Origin of the sequence: Muribaculum sp. NM65_B17, from assembly GCF_004793735.1 — a bacterium.
GTDB lineage: Bacteria > Bacteroidota > Bacteroidia > Bacteroidales > Muribaculaceae > Muribaculum > Muribaculum gordoncarteri.
Map to the genome: position 1 here is coordinate 14,923 of NZ_SRYY01000001.1, position 22,607 is coordinate 37,529.

General features: G+C 48.8%; 23 protein-coding genes. 9 read left to right on the forward strand and 14 right to left on the reverse strand.

Translation table 11 applies throughout. From position 1 onward, the window contains the following. Window positions 1-14: 14 nt before the first annotated feature. The 10 genes from E5354_RS00070 to E5354_RS00115 all read right to left on the reverse strand — a co-directional run bounded on the left by E5354_RS00070 (window position 15) and on the right by E5354_RS00115 (window position 10,993). Window positions 15-1,496, reverse strand: a complete 1,482-nt coding sequence (locus E5354_RS00070; RefSeq protein ID WP_135945997.1) for a TrkH family potassium uptake protein — start codon at window positions 1,494-1,496, stop codon at window positions 15-17. A gap of 19 nt (window positions 1,497-1,515) precedes the next feature. Beyond that, the gene (gene trkA / locus E5354_RS00075; RefSeq protein ID WP_123396032.1) at window positions 1,516-2,850 is read right to left on the reverse strand and encodes a Trk system potassium transporter TrkA; all 1,335 of its coding nucleotides are present in this window, start codon (window positions 2,848-2,850) and stop codon (window positions 1,516-1,518) included. Then, window positions 2,847-4,784 carry a 1-deoxy-D-xylulose-5-phosphate synthase gene (gene dxs / locus E5354_RS00080; RefSeq protein WP_135945998.1) on the reverse strand — a complete coding sequence of 646 codons (1,938 nt, stop codon included), beginning with the start codon at window positions 4,782-4,784 and terminating at the stop codon, window positions 2,847-2,849. The genes trkA and dxs overlap by 4 nt, the downstream gene beginning before the upstream one ends. Further along, on the reverse strand, window positions 4,771-4,953 hold the full coding sequence (locus E5354_RS00085) for a hypothetical protein (RefSeq protein WP_135945999.1): 183 nt from the start codon (window positions 4,951-4,953) through the stop codon (window positions 4,771-4,773). Before E5354_RS00085 ends, dxs begins: the two co-directional genes overlap by 14 nt. Before the next feature lie 149 nt (window positions 4,954-5,102). After that, complete coding sequence (gene nqrF / locus E5354_RS00090) at window positions 5,103-6,356, reverse strand: NADH:ubiquinone reductase (Na(+)-transporting) subunit F (protein ID WP_370271095.1); 1,254 nt, start codon at window positions 6,354-6,356, stop codon at window positions 5,103-5,105. A 62-nt stretch (window positions 6,357-6,418) separates the two neighbouring features. Next, window positions 6,419-7,036 carry an NADH:ubiquinone reductase (Na(+)-transporting) subunit E gene (gene nqrE / locus E5354_RS00095; RefSeq protein WP_135946000.1) on the reverse strand — a complete coding sequence of 206 codons (618 nt, stop codon included), beginning with the start codon at window positions 7,034-7,036 and terminating at the stop codon, window positions 6,419-6,421. Window positions 7,037-7,068: 32 nt separating this feature from the next. Beyond that, on the reverse strand, window positions 7,069-7,692 hold the full coding sequence (locus E5354_RS00100) for an NADH:ubiquinone reductase (Na(+)-transporting) subunit D (RefSeq protein WP_123396029.1): 624 nt from the start codon (window positions 7,690-7,692) through the stop codon (window positions 7,069-7,071). A 5-nt stretch (window positions 7,693-7,697) separates the two neighbouring features. Then, window positions 7,698-8,408: an NADH:ubiquinone reductase (Na(+)-transporting) subunit C gene (nqrC, locus tag E5354_RS00105; RefSeq protein WP_123396028.1), complete on the reverse strand. Its 711-nt coding sequence runs from the start codon at window positions 8,406-8,408 to the stop codon at window positions 7,698-7,700. A gap of 3 nt (window positions 8,409-8,411) precedes the next feature. Next, window positions 8,412-9,623, reverse strand: coding sequence for an NADH:ubiquinone reductase (Na(+)-transporting) subunit B (locus E5354_RS00110; protein ID WP_135946001.1), 1,212 nt, complete (start codon window positions 9,621-9,623; stop codon window positions 8,412-8,414). Window positions 9,624-9,649: 26 nt separating this feature from the next. Further along, on the reverse strand, window positions 9,650-10,993 hold the full coding sequence (locus tag E5354_RS00115) for a Na(+)-translocating NADH-quinone reductase subunit A (RefSeq protein ID WP_135946002.1): 1,344 nt from the start codon (window positions 10,991-10,993) through the stop codon (window positions 9,650-9,652). A 525-nt stretch (window positions 10,994-11,518) separates the two neighbouring features. Here E5354_RS00115 and E5354_RS00120 point away from each other — a divergent pair. The 7 genes from E5354_RS00120 (at window position 11,519) to E5354_RS00150 (ending at window position 17,058) form a co-directional block, all read left to right on the forward strand. Further along, the gene (locus E5354_RS00120) at window positions 11,519-12,355 is read left to right on the forward strand and encodes a MotA/TolQ/ExbB proton channel family protein (RefSeq protein WP_123396025.1); all 837 of its coding nucleotides are present in this window, start codon (window positions 11,519-11,521) and stop codon (window positions 12,353-12,355) included. Window positions 12,356-12,407: 52 nt separating this feature from the next. Then, window positions 12,408-13,109, forward strand: coding sequence for an ExbD/TolR family protein (locus E5354_RS00125; protein WP_123396024.1), 702 nt, complete (start codon window positions 12,408-12,410; stop codon window positions 13,107-13,109). 5 nt (window positions 13,110-13,114) lie between these two features. Continuing rightward, window positions 13,115-13,849: an ExbD/TolR family protein gene (locus E5354_RS00130; RefSeq protein ID WP_135946003.1), complete on the forward strand. Its 735-nt coding sequence runs from the start codon at window positions 13,115-13,117 to the stop codon at window positions 13,847-13,849. Between the two features lie 41 nt (window positions 13,850-13,890). Further along, window positions 13,891-14,748, forward strand: a complete 858-nt coding sequence (locus E5354_RS00135) for an energy transducer TonB (protein WP_135946004.1) — start codon at window positions 13,891-13,893, stop codon at window positions 14,746-14,748. A 177-nt stretch (window positions 14,749-14,925) separates the two neighbouring features. Next, complete coding sequence (locus tag E5354_RS00140; protein ID WP_123396021.1) at window positions 14,926-15,258, forward strand: hypothetical protein; 333 nt, start codon at window positions 14,926-14,928, stop codon at window positions 15,256-15,258. A 10-nt stretch (window positions 15,259-15,268) separates the two neighbouring features. Beyond that, window positions 15,269-15,982, forward strand: a complete 714-nt coding sequence (locus tag E5354_RS00145) for an OmpA family protein (protein WP_168353782.1) — start codon at window positions 15,269-15,271, stop codon at window positions 15,980-15,982. A 38-nt stretch (window positions 15,983-16,020) separates the two neighbouring features. Continuing rightward, entirely contained in the window at window positions 16,021-17,058 is a 1,038-nt protein-coding gene (locus tag E5354_RS00150) for a TlpA disulfide reductase family protein (RefSeq protein WP_135946006.1), read from the forward strand. Here E5354_RS00150 and E5354_RS00155 read toward each other — a convergent pair. Beyond that, a complete protein-coding gene (locus tag E5354_RS00155; RefSeq protein WP_135946007.1) occupies window positions 17,033-17,458 on the reverse strand; it encodes a VanZ family protein in 426 nt (141 codons plus the stop codon). The genes E5354_RS00150 and E5354_RS00155 overlap by 26 nt on opposite strands. 107 nt (window positions 17,459-17,565) lie before the next feature. Here E5354_RS00155 and E5354_RS00160 point away from each other — a divergent pair, with 107 nt between their 5' ends. Beyond that, window positions 17,566-18,948 carry a sodium-dependent transporter gene (locus E5354_RS00160; protein WP_135946008.1) on the forward strand — a complete coding sequence of 461 codons (1,383 nt, stop codon included), beginning with the start codon at window positions 17,566-17,568 and terminating at the stop codon, window positions 18,946-18,948. Between the two features lie 2 nt (window positions 18,949-18,950). Further along, entirely contained in the window at window positions 18,951-20,294 is a 1,344-nt protein-coding gene (locus E5354_RS00165; RefSeq protein WP_135946009.1) for a sodium-dependent transporter, read from the forward strand. A gap of 72 nt (window positions 20,295-20,366) precedes the next feature. On the opposite strand, the gene E5354_RS00170 is transcribed toward E5354_RS00165, so the two are convergent. Genes E5354_RS00170 through E5354_RS00180 form a run of 3 tightly spaced genes read right to left on the reverse strand, consistent with a single transcriptional unit; the run spans window position 20,367 to window position 22,406 of the window. Then, a complete protein-coding gene (locus E5354_RS00170; RefSeq protein ID WP_123396015.1) occupies window positions 20,367-20,759 on the reverse strand; it encodes a hypothetical protein in 393 nt (130 codons plus the stop codon). 38 nt (window positions 20,760-20,797) lie between these two features. Continuing rightward, window positions 20,798-21,988, reverse strand: coding sequence for a C10 family peptidase (locus E5354_RS00175; RefSeq protein WP_123396014.1), 1,191 nt, complete (start codon window positions 21,986-21,988; stop codon window positions 20,798-20,800). A 31-nt stretch (window positions 21,989-22,019) separates the two neighbouring features. Next, window positions 22,020-22,406 carry a hypothetical protein gene (locus E5354_RS00180; protein WP_135946010.1) on the reverse strand — a complete coding sequence of 129 codons (387 nt, stop codon included), beginning with the start codon at window positions 22,404-22,406 and terminating at the stop codon, window positions 22,020-22,022. Window positions 22,407-22,607: the final 201 nt, after the last annotated feature.

The following is a 22,607-nucleotide window of genomic DNA, read 5'->3' on the forward strand; positions in this document are numbered from 1 at the left end:
GAAAAAATCTGAAATTATTTTGACCAGAACGCGGGTGTGAAGAGCACGAGTACTGTGAATATTTCAAGACGGCCTGTGAGCATGAGCATTGACAAAATCCACTTTCCCGCAGGCGGAATCACCTCAAATGAACCGCCGTAGCCGGTGACTCCCGCGCCAAGACCAATATTGGAAACGCATGAGAATGAGCTGAAAAAGGCATCGACGAGGGGAATGTTGAGGGCAGTGAGCACCATGCCTCCCAAGGCGATAATCATCACGTAGATGCACAGGAATGCAATTACCTTGTCGACTGTTTCGGGCGGGATTATTGAGTCGTTGATGCGCACCGAACGAATCGAGTTGGGGTGAATCGAGCGGTAGAGCTCATTGTTGGTGTTCTTGAGGAGGTAGAGCAGTCGGTCAACCTTGGCTCCACCGCTTGTCGAACCTGCGCAGGCTCCGAAGAACATCAGGATAAAGAGGAGCGCGATTATGAACGATCCCCAGTTCTCGAAGTTGCTTACGGTCAATCCCGTGGATGATATGGTGGTGATAATCTGGAAGAGCGGGTCGATCGTGACCGATGAAATGGAGTCGGCTTGTCCGTTGATGGCTATAGTTACGGCGAAGGCGATGTACATAAAAAGGATTATGCGCAGATAGGCCTTCAGGGTATCGTTGTGCAGCAGTCCCTTGAAGTTGCCGGTGCCGGCTTTGTAGATCAAGGCGAAGTTCACACCGCCGAGGAACATGAATATCGTAAGTACAATCTTTATGTAGGTTGAGTCCCAGGCGGCCACGCTGTCATCGCGTGTAGAGAATCCGCCGGTTGACATGGAACTTAATGCGTGACACACACTGTCGAAGAAGTCCATAGGGCCTATCCATAGCAGTAGGCACAGTGCGGCTGACAGAACGAAGTAGACAGCCCACAACCCCTTGGCGGTCTGGCTTATGCGCGGGCGCAGTTTTTCGTGGGTGATGCCGGTAACTTCGGCATTGAACATCTGCATTCCTCCCGAATGGTTGAGCATGGGCAGAACCGCCAGCGTAAAGAGTATAATTCCCATGCCGCCAATCCATTGGGTGAGGCATCGCCACATGTTTATGCCGTGGGAGAGCGACTCGACCGACTCGAATACGGTGGCTCCCGTTGTGGTGAATCCCGACATGGTTTCAAAGAAGGCGTCGCTTAATGTAAGCGGAGTGGAGCACATGAGAAACGGCAGCATCCCGAAGCAGGAGAAGAGAACCCACACGAGGGCCGTGAGCAGAAATCCCTCGCGTTTGGCCATCGAGGAGTAGGAGGGGCGGATGCAGAATGTCATCAAGGCTCCGGCGGCGAAAGTGACGGCCACCGTGATGAGGAATGCCATGTAATCGCTTTCGCCGTAAATGAGGCAGGTGACCAGCGGCACGAGCATGAATGCGCTCTCAATCATGAGAAGCCATCCCATTACACGCAGGAGCATGGGAAAGTTGACTCGATGATGTGTTGCGAAGTATTTTGACATTTCAAAAAATCGGATTCCGTTAGTTGAAGAGTTTCTCGACCTTGTGGATGGCTCCCGAGAGGCAGAACACCACTACGTGGTCGCCGGGCTGAATAACCGTGTTACCGTGAACGAGCATTCCCTGTCCGTCGCGTATAAGTCCGGCTATGGTCATGTCACGTGTCAGCGACAGGTCCTTTACGGGGCCGCGTGTAATCTTGCTCTTGGGCTTCGCCTCGATTTCGGCAACTTCGGCATCGGCAAGTGCAAGGCACTTCGACGACGACACATCAGTGTCGAGCAGAATCTGGAATATCTTGCTTGACGCGAGCAGCTTCTTGTTGATGATTGTGCCTATGTTCAGTCCTTCGGCCTCCGAGATGAACTGGATGTCCTCGACTTCGGCGATGGTCTTGCTCGCTCCGAGTTCCTTGGCGGTGAGGCAGGCGAGGATATTGGTTTCGGAGCTGTCGCTGAGAGCAATGAAGGCATCCATGTCGGATATTCCTTCCTCGCGCAGCACGTCGATGTCGCGTGCGTCACCGTAGACAATGTCGCAGTCGGGACACTTCTCGGGCAGTCGGCGGCACTTTTCGAGATTGCTCTCGATTATTTTTATCTTGTAGGTGTCGCCGGCAAGAGCTGCCAGACGGACAGCGATGCGGCTTCCACCCATTATGAGCACCTTGCGTATGCGCTTGTGTACCTTGCCGCATATTTCAAGCAGTTCGTCGACATGGTCGCGCGTGGTGGTGAAATATAGGATGTCGTTTTCGCATATACGATCGTCACCTCGCGGGATGATGGTTTCGTGATGACGCTTTATCGCCGACACGTGGAAGTTGTGCTCAACCATTGCAAACTCCTTGAGCTGCATGCCCACTATGCGGGCGTTTTCGCGAAGCTTGACGCCCACGAGGATAATCTCACCGTCGTGGAGCTCAAACCAGTGACGCACCCATGAGCGGTTAAGGGCCGTGATAATTTCCTGTGCGGCAAGATATTCGGGATAAATCAGCGCGTTTACACCGATTCGCGTAAAGAACTCACGGTTGTGCATGTCGAGAAACTCGTAATTGTCGATGCGCGCTACGGTGCGTTGCGCTCCGATGCTCTTGGCCATTGAACAGGCGATGACATTACGTGTTTCATCGGGTGTTACGGCTATGAAGAGGTCGCATGATTCCACGCCGGCGCTTTTCAGAACGTTGAACGATGTAGGGCTGCCGCGCAGAGTCATGAGGTTGTAGTTGGCGTCGATCGTTGAAAGACGCCCCTGGTCGTCATCGACGAGGATAATGTCCTGCTCTTCGCGTGACAGTAGTTTGGCGAGATGTGAGCCTACTTCACCGGCTCCTACGATGACGATTTTCATAGCTTATGGTTATTGTTGGCTTGGACAATTGCATTGTAGATTGCGTCTTCATCCATCCTACACAGGTTCATCAGCTGCGGGACTTTGCCGTGGGGGACAAACATGTCGGGAACGCCTATGCGTGTTATGTGGGGATGGTAACCGTGATCGTTCATCCACTCGGTCACGGCCGAGCCGAGTCCACCGTCACGCACACCGTCTTCGACCGTTATCACGGGACATCCCTTGCGGCCCACTTCGTCAAGCAGCTGCTCATCGATAGGCTTAAGAAATATCATGTCGTAGTGGGCGGCCTCAATGCCGTTTTCGCGGCGGGCGCGTTCTATTGCTGCAGCTGCCTTATTGGCCATGGGGCCTATCGACAGTACCGCTACATCGTTGCCGTCGACAAGTCGCTGTCCGCGGCCTATGGCTATTTCGTGCATTGGTGTGCGCCAGTCGGGATTGGAACCCTTGCCTCGCGGATAACGGATGGCAAACGGGCCACGGTCGGCGCTCTGTGCCGTGTAGAGCAGATTGCGCAGCGATGCCTCGTCGCGCGGCGAGGCGATGGTGAGATTGGGGATTGCCCGCAGGTAACTGAGGTCGAACACTCCGTGATGAGTCACACCGTCCTCGCCGACGATTCCGGCGCGGTCGATGCAGAATGTCACGGGCAGATTCTGTATTGCGACATCGTGGATTATGTGGTCGTAGGCTCGCTGAAGAAACGATGAGTAGATGGCGCAGAAGGGGCGCATTCCATCCTTGGCAAGGCCTCCCGCAAATGTCACGGCGTGACCTTCGGAGATTCCTACATCGAATACTCTTGAGGGCAACTGCTCCTGCATGATGCTCATCGATGTGCCCGACGGCATTGCGGCGGTGATGCCCACGATTTTGTCGTTGGCGCGTGCGAGTTCGAGCAGGGTGTGTCCGAACACATCCTGATACTTGGCCGGAGAGTCGCTGTCGTGCTTGCGTTCGCCCGACTTGGGGTCAAAGAGCCCGGGCGCATGCCATGAGGCCGGGTCGTCCTCGGCCGGCTTGTAGCCCTTGCCTTTGGTAGTGCGCAGATGCAGCAACCGAGGCCCTTCCATGTCCTTGATGTCGCTCAGCACCCTAACCACGCGGTCGATGTCGTGACCGTCGATAGGACCGAAGTAACGGATGTTTAGTCCCTCGAATATGTTCTGCTGATGGCTGAGCAGCGACTTGACGCTGTTGTTGAAGCGCATGATGAAGCCTTTCTGCTTGTCGGTGACGAGGTGCAGCTTCTTCAGCAATCTGAACAGTCGATAGCGGAACCTGTTGTAGGCCCTGGTGGTGTTGAGGTGGGCAAGATAGGAGTTAAGTGCTCCTACGTTGCGGTCAATCGACATGTCGTTGTCGTTGAGTATGATGAGGAGATTGTTCTTGTTGATTGATGCGTTGTTGAGTCCCTCAAATGCAAGTCCGCCGCTTATCGAGGCATCGCCGATTACGGCTACGACATTGCGTCGCGGCTTGTCGTTGTTCAGCTCCGAGGCCATTGCCATACCGAGTGCTGCCGAAATGGAGTTGGAGGCGTGACCGGCTGTGAAGGTGTCGTAGGGGCTCTCTTCGGGATTGGGAAAACCGCTAAGACCGCCAAACTTGCGATTGGTGTCAAACTTGTCGCGGCGACCTGTGAGCAGCTTGTGCCCATAGGCCTGATGCCCGACATCCCACACAATGCGGTCGTAGGGGGTGTTGAACACATAGTGCAGTGCCACGGTGAGCTCCACCGCACCCATGCTCGATGCAAAGTGCCCGGGATTGGTCGACAGGGAGTTTATAAGGAAGTCGCGTATTTCGGCGCAGACTGCAGGTAGCTTTTCCGTCGGCATTCGGCGAAGGTCGGCGGGAGTGTCAATCGTTTCGAGCAGAGGGTAGCGCTTGGATTCAACGCTTTCATTATTATCAGGATTTTCCATTACTATCGCGTATATACTTTTTATAGATAGGTACAAATACGACTATTCCCGACACGATGATGATGAACATCGTCCATGCCGTGAATCCCCGCGCCGAAATCATTAGATAGCACAGGAAGAGCCACAGCAGAGCGAGGCACGTGAAACGGAATATCATATAACCTTTCATTACGAGAGCATTAATCATCGACCGCGCATGCGGTCGAGCGTTAATATGCAAAATCTATGATGCAAATATACCAAAGTTTTGTGTTATAACCTAATAAAAAACGCCCTGCCTCAACAAGGCAGGGCGTAAATGGTTGTATAAGATGGCTGTTATCCGCCAAAATTGTCGTACATGAGATTTTCCGAGGGAACTCCGAGGTCCCACAGCATCTTCTCGACAGCCTTGCTCATGGGGCCGGGGCCGCACATGTAGTACTCGATGTCCTCGGGTGCGGGGTGGTTCTTCAGGTAGGTTTCGTAGATTACCTGATGAACGAATCCCGGGGTGTACTTGACGCCTGCAGCATCGGCTGCGGGGTCGGGACGATCGAGGGCAAGGTGGAACTTGAAGTTGGGGAAGTCCTTCTCAAGCTGCAGGAAGTCCTCAAGGTAGAACACTTCGTTAAGCGCACGTGCGCCGTAGAAGTAGTTCATGACGCGGTCGGTAGTGTTGAGCGTGCGTGTCATGTGCATGATCTGCGCGCGCAGAGGAGCCATACCGGCGCCACCGCCTACCCACATCATCTCGTTCTTTGAGTCGAAGATAGGATGGAAGTCGCCGTAAGGGCCGCTCATGATTACCTTGTCGCCGGGCTTCAGGGTGAAGATGTAGGACGATGCGATACCGGGCATTACATCCTGGAATCCCACCTGGGGTTTCGGCTTGAAGGGCGGTGTCGCGATGCGCACGGTGAGCATTATGCGGTCGCCTTCGGCAGGGTAGTTGGCCATAGAGTAGGCGCGTACTGTGGGTACGGTGTTTTTGCATTTGAGCGTGAACAGTCCGAACTTCTCCCATGAGGGCATGTACTCTTCGCCGATCAGCGACTTGTCGATGTCGACATTGTAGTCCATTTCGTAGGTGGGAATCTTAATCTGTGCATAGGAGCCGGGAATGAAGTTCATGTGCTCGCCCGGAGGAAGTGCCACGATGAACTCCTTGATGAATGTTGCGACATTCTTGTTGGAGATCACCTCGCATTCCCACTCCTTGACATCGAGCACCGATGCGGGTACGCCTATCTTCATGTCCTCCTTAACCTTTACCTGACAGCCGAGTCGCCAGTGGTCCTTGAGCTGCTTGCGGGTAAAGTGTACGGTTTCGGTGGGAAGCACGTCGCCACCACCATTGAACACCTGCACCTTGCACTGTCCGCAGCTTCCCTTTCCGCCGCAGGCCGACGACAGGAAGATGTTTTCATCGGAGAGTGTCGAGAGCAGCGACTTGCCCGAATTGGCGAACACATCCTTGTCATCGTTGATGACAATGTGCACTTTGCCCGAATGAACGAGAAATTTCTTGGCCACCAGAAGTACGGTCACCAGGATGAGCGTGATTATAAGGAATATTATCACGCCCGACATTATGGTCAGGGTGCCTATGTTGGCACCAAGCGTTATCATTGCAGTCATATCCATATTGCTCATTAGATTTTAATGCCGAGGAAACTCATGAACGCAATGCCCATAAGACCCGTGATGATGAATGTTATGCCCACACCGCGCAGAGGCTTGGGAATGTTGCTGTACTCCTGCAGGCGCTCGCGTATTGCGGCTATGGCCACGATGGCGATGAGCCAGCCGAGTCCCCAACCGGCACCGGCGCAGCAAGCAGTCCACACGCTCGGGAAGTCACGCTGCTGCATGAAGAGCGAGCCACCGAGGATGGCGCAGTTAACCGCGATGAGCGGAAGGAATATACCGAGCGACGAGTAGAGCGCGGGGCTGAACTTCTCGACGGCCATCTCAACGAACTGGGTGAGTGACGCAATCACGGCTATGAACATGATGAGCGAGAGGAAGCTGAGGTCGACATCGGCATATTCGGGGCCGAGCCATTTCAGCGCTCCGGCACGCAACACGTAGTTTTCGAGCAGGTAGTTGATGGGCAGCGATATCACAAGCATGAACGTTACTGCGGCACCGAGGCCGAGAGCGGTCTTGACATTCTTGGATACGGCAAGGAATGAACACATGCCTAAGAAGTAGGCAAATATCATATTGTCGACAAATATCGACCGGATAAAGATATTGAAATTTTCCATTGTTGTCTATCTTTAAGCTATTGACATTACCATTATTCCTGCAGGTCCTTGTTATAGATTCGGTGAACCCAGATGATGCAAGCCACGACGATGAGGGCCATCGGGGGAAGAATCATGAGGCCGTTGTTGGCATAACCGTGTTCATACCAGCTCTGAGGAATCACCTGGAGTCCCCATATTGTGCCGCTTCCGAGGAGTTCGCGGAAGAATGCCACGATTATAAGGATGATGGCGTAACCGATGCCGTTGCCGATGCCGTCGAGAAACGAAGGCCAGGGCTTGTTGCCCATTGCAAACGCTTCAAGGCGTCCCATCAGGATACAGTTGGTGATTATGAGGCCGATGAACACCGACAGCTGCTTGCTGACATCGTATTGGTAGGCTTTGAGCAGCTGGTCTACGATTACCACAAGACCGGCCACGACTACAAGCTGCACGATGATGCGGATGTTGGTGGGGATGGTCTTGCGGAGCAGTGAAATGATGACATTGGAGAATGCCAGCACGGCGATCACCGATATACCCATGACAAATGCCGGCTCAAGCTTTGCCGTTACGGCAAGGCATGAGCAGATACCGAGAATCTGGACAATGACAGGATTGTCCTTTGAGAGCGGATTGATTAGTGCGCTCAGGTTTTTATTGTTGGTTGCCATTGTCGTTACTGTTGATTGTTGTTAAGACTTTGTAGGAATTTAGTGTATCCGCCAAGGCAGTTGTCGATCATCGAGGCTACACCTTTGGAGGTGATTGTTCCGCCCGATATGGCATCGACCTTGTCTTCGCCGTTCAGGGGAGCTTGTCCGGCCTTCACCACGGCGATGGGCAGGAATCGTCCTTCCTTGAATAGGTGCAGGTTGTTGAACTGGTTGCTGAACGCGGGCTTTTCGATTTCGGCTCCAAGTCCGGGAGTTTCACCCTGGTGTGCGAAGTAGGCTCCGTATATGGTCGATCCGTCGCTGTTGACCGAGATGTAGCCCCAGATAGGGCCCCATAGTCCGGCACCGTATACGGGCAGTATGTACTTCACGTCGTTAGGCGATAACGTGCACACGTAAACCGGCATCTCACGCTGGTCGACAGGACGCTTGCTCTGTTCTGACACGTTTACATCAAAGGCATTTCCCTCGATGCGTTCACCCTGTGAGTTTACGATGTACTGTTCGGTTACATACTTGTTGAAGTCGGATATGACATCGGCCTTGTCGGGCGTGATGTGTACCGACGCAAGTATCTGCTTCATCTTGTCGGCATTTGCGTTGTCGACCTGAAGCGGCTTCAATGACAGTGCGGCGAATGCCAAGGCGGCTCCCACGACCACTGCCAATACTACTATATATATTATAGTATAGATATTGCTTTGCTTATTCATAGGTTATTCGGCATTAGCATTCAGACGACGCATGCGACGACGAATGTTGGATTGAACAACAAAATAGTCTATAGCGGGCGCGAGCGAGTTCATCAACAGTACTGCAAGCATGGCGCCTTCGGGGTAGCCGTTGTTGTAGGTGCGGATGAGTATCGCAATTGCTCCGAGGAAGAAACCGTAGATGTACTTACCGGTATCGGTGCGGGCTGCGGTTACAGGGTCGGTGGCCATGAATACTGCGGCAAAAGCAAATCCGCCAAGCATCAGCTGGTCGACCGGCGACAGGAGCGAAACGGGGTAGGTGGGCGTTGCAAATGCATTGGCGATGGCTGCCATTACGAATCCGCCGACGAATACCGACAGGATTATGCGCCAGCTTGCGATGCCGGTAAGCAGAAGTATAGCCGCACCGATGAGGATGCAGAGTGTCGATGTTTCACCCACCGAGCCGGGGATAAGGCCGAGGAACATGTCCCATGACGAGATGTCCTGTCCCACGACATTGGTTATCTTCAGGGTGTCGCCAACATTGGTGGCAATCTGTCCGAGCGGGGTGGCTCCCGAGAATCCGTCGACCGGAGTTCCGTTGCCGAGTCCGCATATCGGATTAACGGGCACGAATACGTTGTCGCCGCTCATCTTTGACGGATATCCGAAGAAGAGCACGGCACGGGTTACAAGTGCTACGTTGAATATGTTGTAGCCTGTACCTCCGAATACTTCCTTGACGAAGATTACCGAGAATGCCGTTGCTACGGCTATCATCCAAAGCGGAGTTTCAATGGGGCAGATGAGGGGAATGAGCATTCCCGACACGAGGAATCCTTCCTGAATCTCCTCTTTGCGCCACTGGGCTACCATAAATTCGATTCCAAGTCCCACGGCGTAGGACACGATTATGCGTGGAAGCATTGCAAGAAATCCGTAGGCCATTAGCTGCCAGAAGGGGAAGTCGGTTTCTCCTATTGCGAGCCAGTGCTGGTAGCCTACGTTGTACATGCCGAATAACAGACACGGCATAAGCGCCAGTACCACGATTATCATCACGCGCTTGGAGTCGATGCTGTCATGAATGTTGACTCCCGATGTAGAAGTGGTGTTGGGCGTGAACAAGAATGTCTCAAAGCCGTCAAAGACCGAGTGGAATGCATGCAGCTTTCCTCCGGGTTCAAAGTTAGGCTTGATACGATTTAGAAAATTTCTAAGCGATTTCACTGTTTATGAGATTATTGCTGTTTATATCAACTGAGTTCTTTGCGCAGGTAGTCGAGGCCTTCCTGCACGATTTTCTGCAATTCGAGCTTTGAAGGGTCGACATATTCGCACAGCGCGAAGTCCTCGGGTGCCACTTCGTAGATTCCGAGTTGCTCCATGCGGTCGATGTTGCGTGATATTATTGCTTTTATAAGGTATTCGGGCATGATGTCCATCGGCATTACCTTTTCGTAGATTCCCGACATTATCATTGCTCGGCGTCCGCCCTGCAGTCGTGCGTCGGGGCAGAACAGCTTGTTGAGGAAGTGTCCCGGGAACGAGTGGCTGAAGCTCATCTTGCGGGGCGAGAGTGAGGCCCATCCCATGAATTCGTGGAAGTCGTCGCCTTCGGCTATCACCGTCACCTGATAATATGGATAACGCAGATAGCCTTCAGGACTTTCGTGAGTACCCGTGAGCACGTTGCCCGATATTATGCGGTGGTGGATGGCGTCGTCGTTTACATTGCCTTTAAGTATTGAAGCAAGGTCGGCGCCTATCTTTGTTATGACATATCGCGGTGTCGTGACTTCGCATCCGGTTACTGCCACGAGCGTGTCGGTGTCGAGTCGTCCGGTCGACAGGAGCTTGCCTATGCGCAATAAGGTAGTTGCGTCGAGAGTCCACACGATGTCGCCTTTGTTGACCGGCTTTACGTTACAAATCTGGACTCCTGCGTTGCCGGCGGGATGGGGGCCTTCAAATACCACGTGCTCAACTCCCTCGACCGATGCGAGGCAGCTACCCTGGCGTATGCCCAGATATATCTTTCCGTCGGTAAGCTTTTGCAGAAGCTTTACGGCTTTGTTAAGCTCGTTGATGCGGGGGCTGAGCATGCTCTCGAAGTCGGGAGCGAGCGGAGCCGAGTCGAAACCGGTGATGAATATGTCGCGGGGAGCCGCTCCGGGAGCCGGAACTATGTTGTAGGGACGCTGACGCAACAGTGCCCATAGTCCGGAGTCAAGCAGTAGCTGTTGAGCCCGTGTGCGGTCGTTGATGCCTTCGGTTTCAAAAGTGATTGAATTCCCGGCATCCTCGGCCGGAGTGATTACAATGCGCTCAAGTTTTCGACGCTCCCCCCTTATGACGCCAGTCACGGTGCCTGCTATGGGTGATGTCACTACGATGTCGGTAAACTGCTTGTCATGGAACAGCTTGGAGCCTACCTCCACCGAGTCGCCCTCTTTAACATCGACTTTCGGCACAATGCCGCTGTAATCGTCGGGGACTATGGCGCATGTCGCGGGCTTGACCGTAATCGGGGCGGCATCGGCTGCAGCTCCTCTGATTTTGATGTCAAGGCCTTTCTTTAACGTAACGATTTTAGCCATTTTTAGTGTATAGGGTAATATGTATTTATTATATTATTGTGCAAAGTTATCTAATAATTTTATATTGGCTTAACTTTGCTTGGGAAAAATTTGCCGTAATAATTATTTTGTGTCAATTGACGGATATTTTATTAAATTATGTTGTTAAACATGCTTATTCGCTTATGGTGGTTGTGCGTTTGATAAATTAATAAAAATCGACAAGCAAAATTTGGTTTGTAAGAAACAAAATAATAAATTTGCATATCCAATTAACGAAAGGTTGTGAATTGGAAGCTAGTTAACAACATAAAATCAATACCGGAATCGGGAGAGATTGAATTCAAAAGCAGTGCGAAAGCTTAATTTCATATCGGAGAATTTACTTGATTCTTAAATCATGCAGTATAAGTTTTGCCGCATTACTCGCCGAACCAACTCACAGTCGTTTTTCGGTCCATGAACATAAAACAAAGAAACGAAAATAAATAATTAAAAGAATTAATCCATTAATAACAAATTTAAAAATTTATTCTTATCACAATTATGGAAGCTCAAAAGCCCAACTCAGGAGCCGCTCCGGCTCAGAAGAAGAACGTTCAACCCGAAGGTTCTAAAGTACGCGGTATCAAGAATGCATTCTTGGTAATCGTTGTTTGCTTTATCGTAGCAGTTTGCTTATTTGCATTTTGGTTCGGTCATGACTCACACTTCGACGAAGCCGGTCATCCTCAGGACATTTGGGGTACCATCTACATGGGTGGTGTAATCGTGCCTGTTCTTCAGACTCTGTTCCTCACTGTAATCGTTCTCTCTGTAGAGCGTTGGATCGCCCTCTCAAGCGCAAAGGGTAAAGGTAACATCTCTAAGTTTGTCGCTAACGTTAAGAAGTGCCTCCAAAGCAACGACATCGCCGGCGCACAGGAACTCTGCAAGAAGCAGAAGGGTAGTGTTGCTGCTGTAGTATCGGCCGCTCTCGTTCGCTACAAGGAAATGGATGCCAACACCGTTCTCAGCAAGGAGCAGAAGATTGCAACCCTCCAGAAGGAAGTAGAAGAGGCTACCGCTCTTGAAATGCCCGCTCTTCAGCAGAACCTCCCCATCGTTGCAACTCTTACCACTCTCGGTACACTTGTCGGACTTCTCGGTACTGTAATCGGTATGATCAAGTCATTCCAGGCTCTTGCAGCATCAGGTGCTCCTGACTCAACTGAACTTTCAACCGGTATCTCTGAGGCACTTATCAACACTGCCTTCGGTATCGCAACCGGTGCATTTGCAGTTATCTCTTATAACTTCTACACCAACAAGATTGACAACCTCACCTACGCAATTGATGAGATTGGCTTCTCAATCGTGCAAACATTTGCAGCTACTCACTAATCCCGTTGTCTTTCCGAATAAACAATAATAACCTGTTAATTAACGAAAAACAATGGGAAAAGTAAAAATTAAAAGAAAGAGTACCCTCATCGACATGACCGCGATGAGTGACGTGACTGTTCTTTTGCTTACTTTCTTCATGTTGACCTCTACCTTCCTTCAGAAGGAGCCGGTAACGGTGCTCACTCCGTCGTCAGTGTCGGAAATCAAGGTGCCTGTTACCAACTACTCGACGATTCTCATATCGCCCGAGGGAAAGGTATTCCTATCGGTAGCCGGTGACGCCGACTCTACTTACTCGACCGAAAAGGTGAGAGCTGAGTTGATTCGTAACGCGGTTTCCGAATATAACAAGACCCATAGTAACAAAATACAGCTCACAAACGAACAGGTTGCCAAGTTCTCGAAGATGAATATGTTCGGGGTTAAACTTTCCTACCTGCCGGAATTCCTCGACCTGCCGCAAATCAAGCAGGATGAGATTATCTCCGACATGAACAATGACATGGTTGGAATCCCCGTCGATGACAACAAGGACCTTGGTAAACCTAATGAGTTTCAAATCTGGATGCGTGCCATCTACAATTCATCCAATCCCAACCTCGAGCAGGCGATCAAGAGTGGCGAGGGTATAGCCGTAAAGGCTGACAAGGATACGCCCTACGATGTCGTACACAACGTGCTCGACAATCTGCAGACGCTAAAGATGAATAAGTTCAGCTTGATGACCGCATTAAAAACCGAGAACGATTAATCATTATGGCACAGATAGAACAATCCGATAAGGGCGGCAAAAAGAAAAAAGGCGCCCAGAAAAAGATGCAAATCCACGTGGACTTCACTCCCATGGTGGACATGAACATGCTTCTTATCACGTTCTTCATGCTTTGTACCACGATGATTAAGTCGCAGACACTGCAAATCTCACTCCCCTCTAATGAGAAGGTTGAGCAGGAGCAGCAGAACAAGACAAAGCAGTCAGAAGCCGTGACACTCATTCTTGACACCGAACGTGACAGTGAGGGTAATGTGAAGGTTGATCCCGATTCGGGTAAGCCCGCCCACATCATCTACTATTACGAAGGTAAGGCGGAAGTCGCTGATGAAAACCATGACGGACTGATCGACAACTCCAACCTCAAGGTTGAGAAGTTTGTCGGTAACGAGAATGGTGAGGTTCAGGGTATCCGTAAGATTCTTCACAACCGCAACAAGCAGGTACTTGAGAAAATCGATGTTCTCAAGACTCAATGGAAGAATAAGGAGTTGACCGATGAGGAATATCAGGCAAAGGCCAAGCAGATTCGTAACGACTCTACGCTTACCCGCCCGGTTGTCATCATCAAGGCCGGTCCCAACGCTTCTTGGGAAAGCTTGATCAGCGCTCTTGACGAAATGCAGATTAACCAGATTTCTCGATACCAGATTGATAATATCAACGGAGTTGACTCTGCTTTGATATTTGACTATCAGGCTAAGAATCCGCGTAAATAATGATGAATGGCTATATGTTTAACTATTAAAACTGAAAAGAAATGGCAAAAGATGTAGATCTTTCATCAAAAGAATGGCGCGATATAGTCTTTGAAGGTAAAAACAAAGAATTTGGTGCATACGAGCTCCGTAAGGAATCGGACGCTCGTCACAATAAGGCGATGATTGTTGTTGTAATCATCATTGCAATAGCATTCTTGCTTCCCCTTGTAATCAACACTGTGCTTCCCAAGGCCGAAGAGCGTCCCGAGGACCTCACCGAGCAGGCTATGGTGAATCTTGCCAACGACGCTGTCGAAGAGGAAGAGGAGCCCGAAGAGGAGCAGCAGCGTTACGAAGAGGAGCAGCCCGAAGTTCTTCCCGAGGAAGTGCTCAATACCGTTAAGGTTACCGAGCTCGCCATTGTAGAGGACGAAAAGGTTAGCGCCGAGGATGAAATCAAGACTCAGGACGAATTGAAGGAAACTACGACCGCTTTCGGTCAGAGCGACTTCGACCAGGGTACTGATGACCGTAACGTAGTGCGTGAACACAAGGACGAAATCGTCGTTGAAGAGAAGAAGCCCGAAGAGGAAAACAAGGTATTTACTGCAGTTGAGCAGATGCCCCAGTTCCCCGGTGGTGATGCTGAACTCATGAAGTATATTCAGAGCCACCTTAAATATCCCCCCGTGGCAATGGAAAACAACATCCAGGGTCGTGTTACGATTCAGTTCGTTGTTACCAAGACCGGTAAGGTGGGTGAGGTTAAGGTAGCCCGTGGTAAGGACCCCGACCTCGACAAGGAGGCAATGCGCGTGGTTAAGTCGCTTCCCGACTTTATCCCCGGCAAGATGAACGGACAGGCAGTTAACGTGTGGTACACCGTGCCTATCACATTCAAGCTTCAGGGTATCTAATCGGTATACAAACATCATTCCCTATATATAAGAGGCATGGCCATTGGCCATGCCTCTTTGTTTTTATGTGCTAAAATCAAATATTTATGAACAACATCTAAAATTTATGAAAAATCGGTGTGCGGTACATCTTTTTTCACTATCTTAGCATATTGTTAAATAACCAAATGAAAGCTTATGGCAACAGATAATAACATGGAATATGACGAAGCGCAGGCAGTGAAGTTCATCCGCGACTACATGCCGGCCGATAAGCGTGACCTGTATGACGATGACGAGATAATCAATATCATCGACATGATATGGGATTACTATGAGGACAACGGTCTGCTTGAAATCTCGGCCGACTACGATGACGACGATCAATCGCCCGAACTTCCCGACATAATAAAGTATGTGAAGAAGATGCTTGCCAAGGACAAGTTGGCGGTGGTTGATGTCGACGATGTGCATTATATCGTTGAAGGCGAGTTGGCCTATGAGAAATCGATAGGTGCATTGGAGGATTAGGTAAATGCTTATGAAATCGTTGAGCCGTTATTTCACTACTCTGTTTATCGCGATATTCATCGCGTCGATCGCTCCTGCCGAGTGCGAGGCACAGGGATTCTTGAAGACATTGAAGGAAAAGGTGTCGGGAACAAAAAACGAAGACTCCAAGACGAAAGGGAAAAAGTCGAAGAAGGACGACAATGTCGACATAATGGATCTTTCGCTCGACGAGAATCTGATGCGTCCCATTGTTCCGGTTAAGGAGCATGACAAAGTGGCTGCCTACATGAAAAGGCTCGCCCGCAATCTTGCATCGCGCAAGCGCGAGCGCATCGAGATGCTTCGTGACGGGGAGGTGATTGTGGCAACTATTGGTACCGACGCGCTGTTTGCTCCCAATGACTCGGTGCTCCGTCAGTCGGCGGGTGAATTGCTGGAACCCTATAAGCACCTGTTAAAGTCGATGGGCATGTATAAGATACTTGTTGTGGCCCACACCGACGACACCGGTTCTGAAAAGTACACCAATCATCTAAGTGAATTGAGAGTCGAAGCTGTATATAAGTGGTTGCGGCACGGTGTTGCCGGCAATGTGGAGATTGTGCCTTACGCTCTCGGCTCTTCCGACCCGCTGTTACCTAACAACAGCACCGCCAACCGTCGGTCCAACCGTCGCATTGAGATTTTCATTGTCCCCAACAAGCTGATGCTTGAAATGGCCAAATCCAATAAATTGCAATAAATTCAAGTTATATTTTTTAATATTTTATATAAGGAAAAATGAGGAGTAAACTACTTGCTTGCGGAGCAGTGCTTTTGGCTATCTCTTGTTCTCAGAACAAGCCTGCCGGAGGCGATTACAGTGTTAGTGCTAATGTTGGTGACGAAGCCAATGGAAAAATGGCCTACATCGTCAACTACGACAATGGCGACCTACTTGACAGTGCGGTTGTAGCCGATGGAAAAGTATTTTTGAAGGGAACTATTGACAGTCCCGTGCTTGCTCGTCTTATTGTAGGCGGACAGCGCAGCGGAACTCTTGTTGTGGAGCAGGGCGACATCGTGCTCGATGACGAAGCCATGCCTTCGGGAACACCGCTTAACCAGCTGTTTGCCGATTTCCGTCACAATGAGGACTCGGTGGGAATCGCTTATGGCGATGCCGACAGCGACTCGTTGCGTGCCGCTATATACAATGATTTCCAGGTGATGAGCGACAAGTTTGTTGCCGATAACAACGACAACCCCGTAGGCTACTATGTCCTTTTGTCACGTGCCTACGATTTCAGCTCCGAGGAGCTTGACAGCGTGCTTGCACTCTATCCGTCATTTGGCGAGTATAAGCGCATCTCCGACCTTGTCGATATGAAGAAGCGTGCTGCAGCTACTGCTGCAGGCAACCGTTATGTTGACTTTACTATCGAAGGCGATTCGGCTCAGAGCCTTAGCGACTATGTAGGTAACGGTAAGTACACTCTTGTCGACTTCTGGGCAAGCTGGTGTGGTCCCTGCCGTCGTGAAATGCCTGTAATCAAGGAGCTTTACGAGGAATTCGGTTCTAAGGGCCTTCAGGTTCTCGGCGTTGCCGTGTGGGACGAGAAGGACGCTTCAGTCAAGGCTATCGAGCAGCTTGAACTTCCCTGGCCGCAGATTCTGAATGCTCAGACAGTGCCTACTGACATATATGGTATCTCGGGTATACCCCACATTATGCTCATCGACCCCGAAGGCGTGATCGTGGCTCGCGGAATGCAGGGCGATTCACTTCGCAAGGTTGTGCGCGAAACAATGGCTAATTACACTCCTGTAGCCAAATAAGTATGCGACGCCATGCGACGATCGTGATGATAAAGCCGATTATTGCACCTGCTGCATCGGCTATGAAATCATAGACATCTTCGCCGCGTCCCATTGCCATTAAGCCTTGGAGCAGCTCTATAGCTCCGCCGAAGGCTATTGTGGCGATAAGAAACAACAATAATATAACGAGCGGAGCCTTCTTTTGAGGGTTCCGCTTTTTGCGCATATAATCGAATGACAGACACAGCATTATGCCCATCATCATTATGGCGTGTACAACCTTGTCGGCCCCCGGAAAGAGCGGAATATCCATGTCGGGAAGCGGGCGGGGAACGAGTGTGAGATAAAGGACGGCCATAATGCAAACGACCGAGAATATGCAGGGAGGAAGTGAGGTCAAAAATTTGGTTAATTTCATTTTTACTAAATTTTTATGCAAAATTAATGACAAATTATATATTTCAGTCGTTGTAGTGTGACATATTGTAACTTTTTAGCTAATTTTGTACCTCAAAAATTGAAAATATGGCCGGAAAAGCGCAATTTGGCAGTAAAATAGGACTAATAGCAGCAACGGTGGGCTCGGCCGTGGGGCTCGGAAACGTGTGGCGTTTCCCTGCCGAAACTCAGAGCAATGGTGGAGCGGCGTTTTTGCTACTCTATATAGCGTGTGTATTTTTACTCGGTATACCGGTCATGCTGGCCGAGTTTTCATTAGGCCGTGGCAAGCGAAGCGATGCCGTCGGGGTATTTCGCAAGCTGTCGCCTCACAGTGGCTGGTGGATTGTAGGAGCTGTGGCCATCCTCGCCTCCTATCTGATTCTCTCTTTCTACATGGTTGTTGCCGGATGGACGCTTGAGTATCTGTGGCAGTCGGTTACCGGTTACCTGTATGAGCCTATCAATGCCGTAGCGGCCAATGCAGGAGTCGAAGGTCTTGAGCAGCAGTTTAAGCTGCGTATGCAGGAGTTTATCGTTCAGGACAGCCGTCCGTTGATAATGACCTATATAATGTTGCTCATCAATGCAGGAATATTGATGATGGGAGTTCAGAAAGGTATTGAGAAGATGTCAAATATCCTCATGCCGCTTCTTTTCCTGTTGTTGCTGATATTTGCCGGCGTGTCACTCACATTCCCCAAGGCAATGGAAGGATTGGAATTTTTCCTCAATCCCGACTTTTCAAAGATAACGCCGTCGGTAGTGGTGAATGCACTCGGACAGGCATTTTTCTCGCTATCGCTCGGTATGGGTATTCTCATCACCTATTCAAGTTACTTCCCCAAGAACACCAAGCTTACCCGCACGGCTGTAACGGTGTCGATGCTCGACCTGCTTGTGGCAATCATGATGGGTGTCATCATCTTCCCGGCGGTAAAGTCGTTCGGACTCGATGAGGGAGGTCTTGAAGGTGCTACATTGGTATTTGTCACGCTGCCCGAAGTGTTTGCACAGATGCCCGTCACGCAGTTGTGGTCGATTCTGTTCTTCCTGCTTCTGCTTGTGGCCGCACTCACATCCACAATCTCGCTTGCCGAGGTGTCGATTGCTTTCATGCAGGATCGCTTCAGGCTGCGTCGCACTACGGCATGTATAGCGGTGATAGCTCCATTGTTTGTCCTCAGCACTCTTTGCTCTTTGTCGCAGGGTTCGCTGTCCGATTTCAGGATTGCTGGATTCACGCTGTTTGACTTCCTTGACAACACGGCCACCAACTATATGCTACCGCTCGTTGCAATATTCACGTGCATCTATCTCGGATGGTTTGCACCGAAGGGATATTTCTATAATGAACTCACCAATCACGGCTCGATATCGACACGCATCTATACGACATTGCTCTTTGTGGTTCGTTTTGTAGCTCCCATATTGATTGCCGTTATCTTGTTTGCAAAAATCTTTGAATAGACATGGCTGAATCACGTGCTCAATTTGTAACCCGCCTCGGGGTGATTGCCACTACCGTTGGTTCGGCTGTAGGACTTGGCAATATATGGCGTTTCCCCTATGAAGCCGGTGTTCACGGCGGCGGAGCGTTCCTTCTGTTCTACATCGTGTTTATATTCTTGATCGGCGTCCCCGTCATCTGTGCCGAATTCATCATGGGACGCGGTGCGCGCAGCAACATTTTCGGTGCATTCCGCAAGCTACATTCAACCCGACAGTGGGCGTGGATAGGCTACATGGGCATCTTGTCGTCGATACTCATTCTGTCGTTCTACTCGGTCGTTGCTGGATGGACGGTGGAGTACTTCGTGCAATCGGTTACAGGTGCCATCGACACTATTGCCGAGGGCGAGCGTCACTCGTCGTTTGACACATTCTCTACCGGTCTTAAGCCTGTGATGTGGACTCTTATTTTCCTGCTTGCCAATGCCGTGATACTGTTGCGTGGCGTTCAGAGTGGAATCGAGAAGGTTTCCAACATCCTTATGCCCGTGTTGTTCCTGATTCTGATTGTATTCTGCATCAACTCGTTGTTGATGCCCGGAGTGGGAGAGGGAATGCGATTCCTCTTTAGCCCCGACTTTTCAAAGGTCGACTCGTCGGTGCTTATTGGTGCATTGGGTCAGGCATTTTTCTCGTTGTCGCTCGGTCTTGGCACCATGATGACCTATGCGAGCTACTTTTCCGACCGCACTCCGCTTGTGAAGAGCGCGTCGATTATAGCTGTGCTTGACACCGTTGTAGCTGTGTTGGCCGGTATCATCATTTTCCCGGCAGTGTTTACCTACGGCTCCGAACCGGCAGCCGGTCCCAAACTGGTGTTTGAGGTTCTTCCCGCCATCTTCCATCAGATGCCCGGCGGCGTATTCTGGTCGGCACTGTTCTTCTTCCTGCTCATGGTAGCATCATTGACCTCGACTATCTCAATGAGTGAAATATGCATTGCATTCTTTACCGAGCAATTCGGCATTGGCCGACGCAAGGCGACGCTGCTTAATGCTGGCATAGCCATGGTGCTTGGCACATTGTGCGCTCTTTCATTCGGCCCGTTGAGCAATGTGTCGATATTCGGACAGTCGTTCTTCGGATTGTTTGATTACGTTACGAGCAACATATTCCTTCCGCTCGGCGGTATGCTCATATCGATATTTGTCGGTTGGTTTCTTGACCGCCGTGTCTTTCGTGAGCAATTGCGCGGTACAGGCTCAATCAAGGGCTGGATCTATAAGGTGATTGTAATATGCCTGCGTTATGTCGCTCCCACCGGCATTGCGCTTGTGTTCCTTTCCGGTCTTGATATCATCTGATAATATAGCCGTCACGGATCTATATAACGACAACGGCGCGGGATTCATTTTCCGCGCCGTTGCTGTTGATTGTTACTGTTGACTCGTCTGCGTCACTACGATAGTATCTTCCTCGTAACCGTATTCCCCGATTGTTATTTTCAGCGATCTTGTGTGGCCTGTATCGTTGGGCTTGAGCTCGATTTTGATGTTATTGTCATTAGACGACATGGTGTACCATTCTCCGGTCATATCCTTGGCGGGTTTCTTAACTTCGACTGTGTTGCCTGAACCGTCGGTAATTTCAAATTTGCACACCCACCATGCGCTTTTCCATGAATCGCTCTTATTTTCGGCGGTTATCGTCAGATTCACGGTTTGTTCTTTGCCGTCAACCGTTATGTCCTCGTTCTCAAATGTGTAATGATAGAATCGGTCAACATATTCCTTTTCATCATCTTTGCAGGCGGTCAACAACACTGTCATCAACCACCCGATAAATAAAATCTTGGGTATTCTCATAGCTAAAATCCATATATGTATATGTGTTCTTTTTTAGAAATATATGTCCTATTTCTTGGATCAGATGATGATGATGGGTAATCATCGCATGCGTACCACCCGTCGCAATTGCCATCCCAGCCCCAATTACAATGGTAAAGCACTTCAAGGATTAAACGTTGATTTCTAGATGAAATAGGCCTATATTTACTAGAATATCCATCAATAATCCAAGCATGTGCGAATTCGTTATCATTAGAAATTCCTCCTATTATGTGTGGATAGCCTTTTTTTAGATTATTAATCAGTCCATTATCATCTATCTCTCCATTTGCATAACTACAATTGTATCCTTGCCATTTTAAATAATTATATGCATCTTTTAATGTCGCAGAACTTGAATTACACCCAAATTTAGTTTTGCATCCATATGCGATTTCTTTAGTGAATGGAGCTACATATTCGCCTCTATATGTGCCCGCTTCAATTCTTGCGATTTCAGTTAGAAAGTCAAATTGCATAGCTAATGTTTCCCGTGATTCTCCTAGATAATGTTTACATTTAGTTATTGCTTGAGCAACTGCAGTAGATACGCATCCTAACGGCATATTGTGATTGTGATTTTCTGTATAGCATACGGGTATTTTATCATTGTATGGATGTCCTTGTCCCCATTGAGTTTTTACTATAGGGTCTATAAGTATTTCTTCATTAATATTGCTTCTGGAATAATTGGATGTATTGTAATATTCAATTATATCAGATTGCACTAAATGTTGAATGTCGTCAATTACTAACTTAAGTGTGGGAATTGAAATGGTATCAGTAATACTGCCTTTTTCACAGAATGCATAAACCTTATTCAATCTGTAGTCGTCTGAAACTATAGAAAATCCTTTTTCCCCATTAACAATGAATTCAATAATACTTATTGATGTGCGAATTGTATCAAAGTTTATACCTTTTATCTCCGCAATAGAATCAATATCTTTATTATTCAGATAATTTTTCAATGTTATAGATTCATCTTTCACTGAAATAACCATCGGCTTAGCTTCTGATCTACTGTTGGGATTGGTCCTATACCAAAACTCGCACATTAATTCGATTGCTTTGTCGGATTGTTGATTTACTTTTTCTTGAAATAATAATGGAGATTCATTATTGCATCCAAATAGGACGAAAAATGATAGAATAAATAGTAAATTTTTCATAATTAAAATTGTTAGTGTTTAAAATGATGTTTTAAAGAGTTAGCCAACCTTCATATTCGGAGCCAATAGTGGTTTTTATATTTATTTGATAAATACCAGATGTATTTCCTATATTTATACTTATAGGATGTTGAAGCGTGGAATATGAACATGTATATTTTTGATCGGTATTAATGTTTGTTATTGAAAACCAGGCATTCCCTTCATAAGATTCAAATGAGAAGTTAATAGTATCATTATGGTACCATGATACAACAGAAATAGTTTCATCATGTGGTTTAATATTAGAATCTGGTTTCTCCCTAATAGTAATATTAATAACACTATTGTTGCACTCAGATTCGTTTTCAGCATTAATTTGTGACCAATTAAATGCCACAGAAACAATGCATAGTAATGTAAGAAATATTTTTTTCATAAATGTTAATTTGTTTTACACAAATTTAAGGCAGATAAAAAATATTTCAAAGAGGAAAATATTTAGAGATATTATGCAAATAGGAGTATAATGCGTTGATTTTCAGGAGATATAAAATTATTATTCATGCAAATGAGTAATGCTTTGATAATCATGGAATTAAAATGTCGAAAGGATAATTGGATAAGTAATTAATTGGAA

What these genes read in the sequence shown, in the direction of transcription:
- E5354_RS00070 (WP_135945997.1), bottom strand. Translation starts at nt 1,496, where the DNA reads ATGTCAAAATACTTCGCAACACATCATCGAGTCAACTTTCCCATGCTC.
- E5354_RS00155 (WP_135946007.1), bottom strand. Translation starts at nt 17,458, where the DNA reads ATGAAATTAACCAAATTTTTGACCTCACTTCCTCCCTGCATATTCTCG.
- E5354_RS00085 (WP_135945999.1), bottom strand. Translation starts at nt 4,953, where the DNA reads ATGAAAGGTTATATGATATTCCGTTTCACGTGCCTCGCTCTGCTGTGG.
- E5354_RS00100 (WP_123396029.1), bottom strand. Translation starts at nt 7,692, where the DNA reads ATGGCAACCAACAATAAAAACCTGAGCGCACTAATCAATCCGCTCTCA.
- dxs (WP_135945998.1), bottom strand. Translation starts at nt 4,784, where the DNA reads ATGGAAAATCCTGATAATAATGAAAGCGTTGAATCCAAGCGCTACCCT.
- nqrE (WP_135946000.1), bottom strand. Translation starts at nt 7,036, where the DNA reads ATGGAAAATTTCAATATCTTTATCCGGTCGATATTTGTCGACAATATG.
- nqrF (WP_370271095.1), bottom strand. Translation starts at nt 6,356, where the DNA reads ATGTCGGGCGTGATAATATTCCTTATAATCACGCTCATCCTGGTGACC.
- E5354_RS00160 (WP_135946008.1), top strand. Translation starts at nt 17,566, where the DNA reads ATGGCCGGAAAAGCGCAATTTGGCAGTAAAATAGGACTAATAGCAGCA.
- E5354_RS00130 (WP_135946003.1), top strand. Translation starts at nt 13,115, where the DNA reads ATGGCACAGATAGAACAATCCGATAAGGGCGGCAAAAAGAAAAAAGGC.
- E5354_RS00180 (WP_135946010.1), bottom strand. Translation starts at nt 22,406, where the DNA reads ATGAAAAAAATATTTCTTACATTACTATGCATTGTTTCTGTGGCATTT.
- E5354_RS00145 (WP_168353782.1), top strand. Translation starts at nt 15,269, where the DNA reads ATGAAATCGTTGAGCCGTTATTTCACTACTCTGTTTATCGCGATATTC.
- trkA (WP_123396032.1), bottom strand. Translation starts at nt 2,850, where the DNA reads ATGAAAATCGTCATCGTAGGAGCCGGTGAAGTAGGCTCACATCTCGCC.
- E5354_RS00165 (WP_135946009.1), top strand. Translation starts at nt 18,951, where the DNA reads ATGGCTGAATCACGTGCTCAATTTGTAACCCGCCTCGGGGTGATTGCC.
- E5354_RS00140 (WP_123396021.1), top strand. Translation starts at nt 14,926, where the DNA reads ATGGCAACAGATAATAACATGGAATATGACGAAGCGCAGGCAGTGAAG.
- E5354_RS00125 (WP_123396024.1), top strand. Translation starts at nt 12,408, where the DNA reads ATGGGAAAAGTAAAAATTAAAAGAAAGAGTACCCTCATCGACATGACC.
- E5354_RS00150 (WP_135946006.1), top strand. Translation starts at nt 16,021, where the DNA reads ATGAGGAGTAAACTACTTGCTTGCGGAGCAGTGCTTTTGGCTATCTCT.
- nqrC (WP_123396028.1), bottom strand. Translation starts at nt 8,408, where the DNA reads ATGAATAAGCAAAGCAATATCTATACTATAATATATATAGTAGTATTG.
- E5354_RS00175 (WP_123396014.1), bottom strand. Translation starts at nt 21,988, where the DNA reads ATGAAAAATTTACTATTTATTCTATCATTTTTCGTCCTATTTGGATGC.
- E5354_RS00115 (WP_135946002.1), bottom strand. Translation starts at nt 10,993, where the DNA reads ATGGCTAAAATCGTTACGTTAAAGAAAGGCCTTGACATCAAAATCAGA.
- E5354_RS00135 (WP_135946004.1), top strand. Translation starts at nt 13,891, where the DNA reads ATGGCAAAAGATGTAGATCTTTCATCAAAAGAATGGCGCGATATAGTC.
- E5354_RS00170 (WP_123396015.1), bottom strand. Translation starts at nt 20,759, where the DNA reads ATGACAGTGTTGTTGACCGCCTGCAAAGATGATGAAAAGGAATATGTT.
- E5354_RS00120 (WP_123396025.1), top strand. Translation starts at nt 11,519, where the DNA reads ATGGAAGCTCAAAAGCCCAACTCAGGAGCCGCTCCGGCTCAGAAGAAG.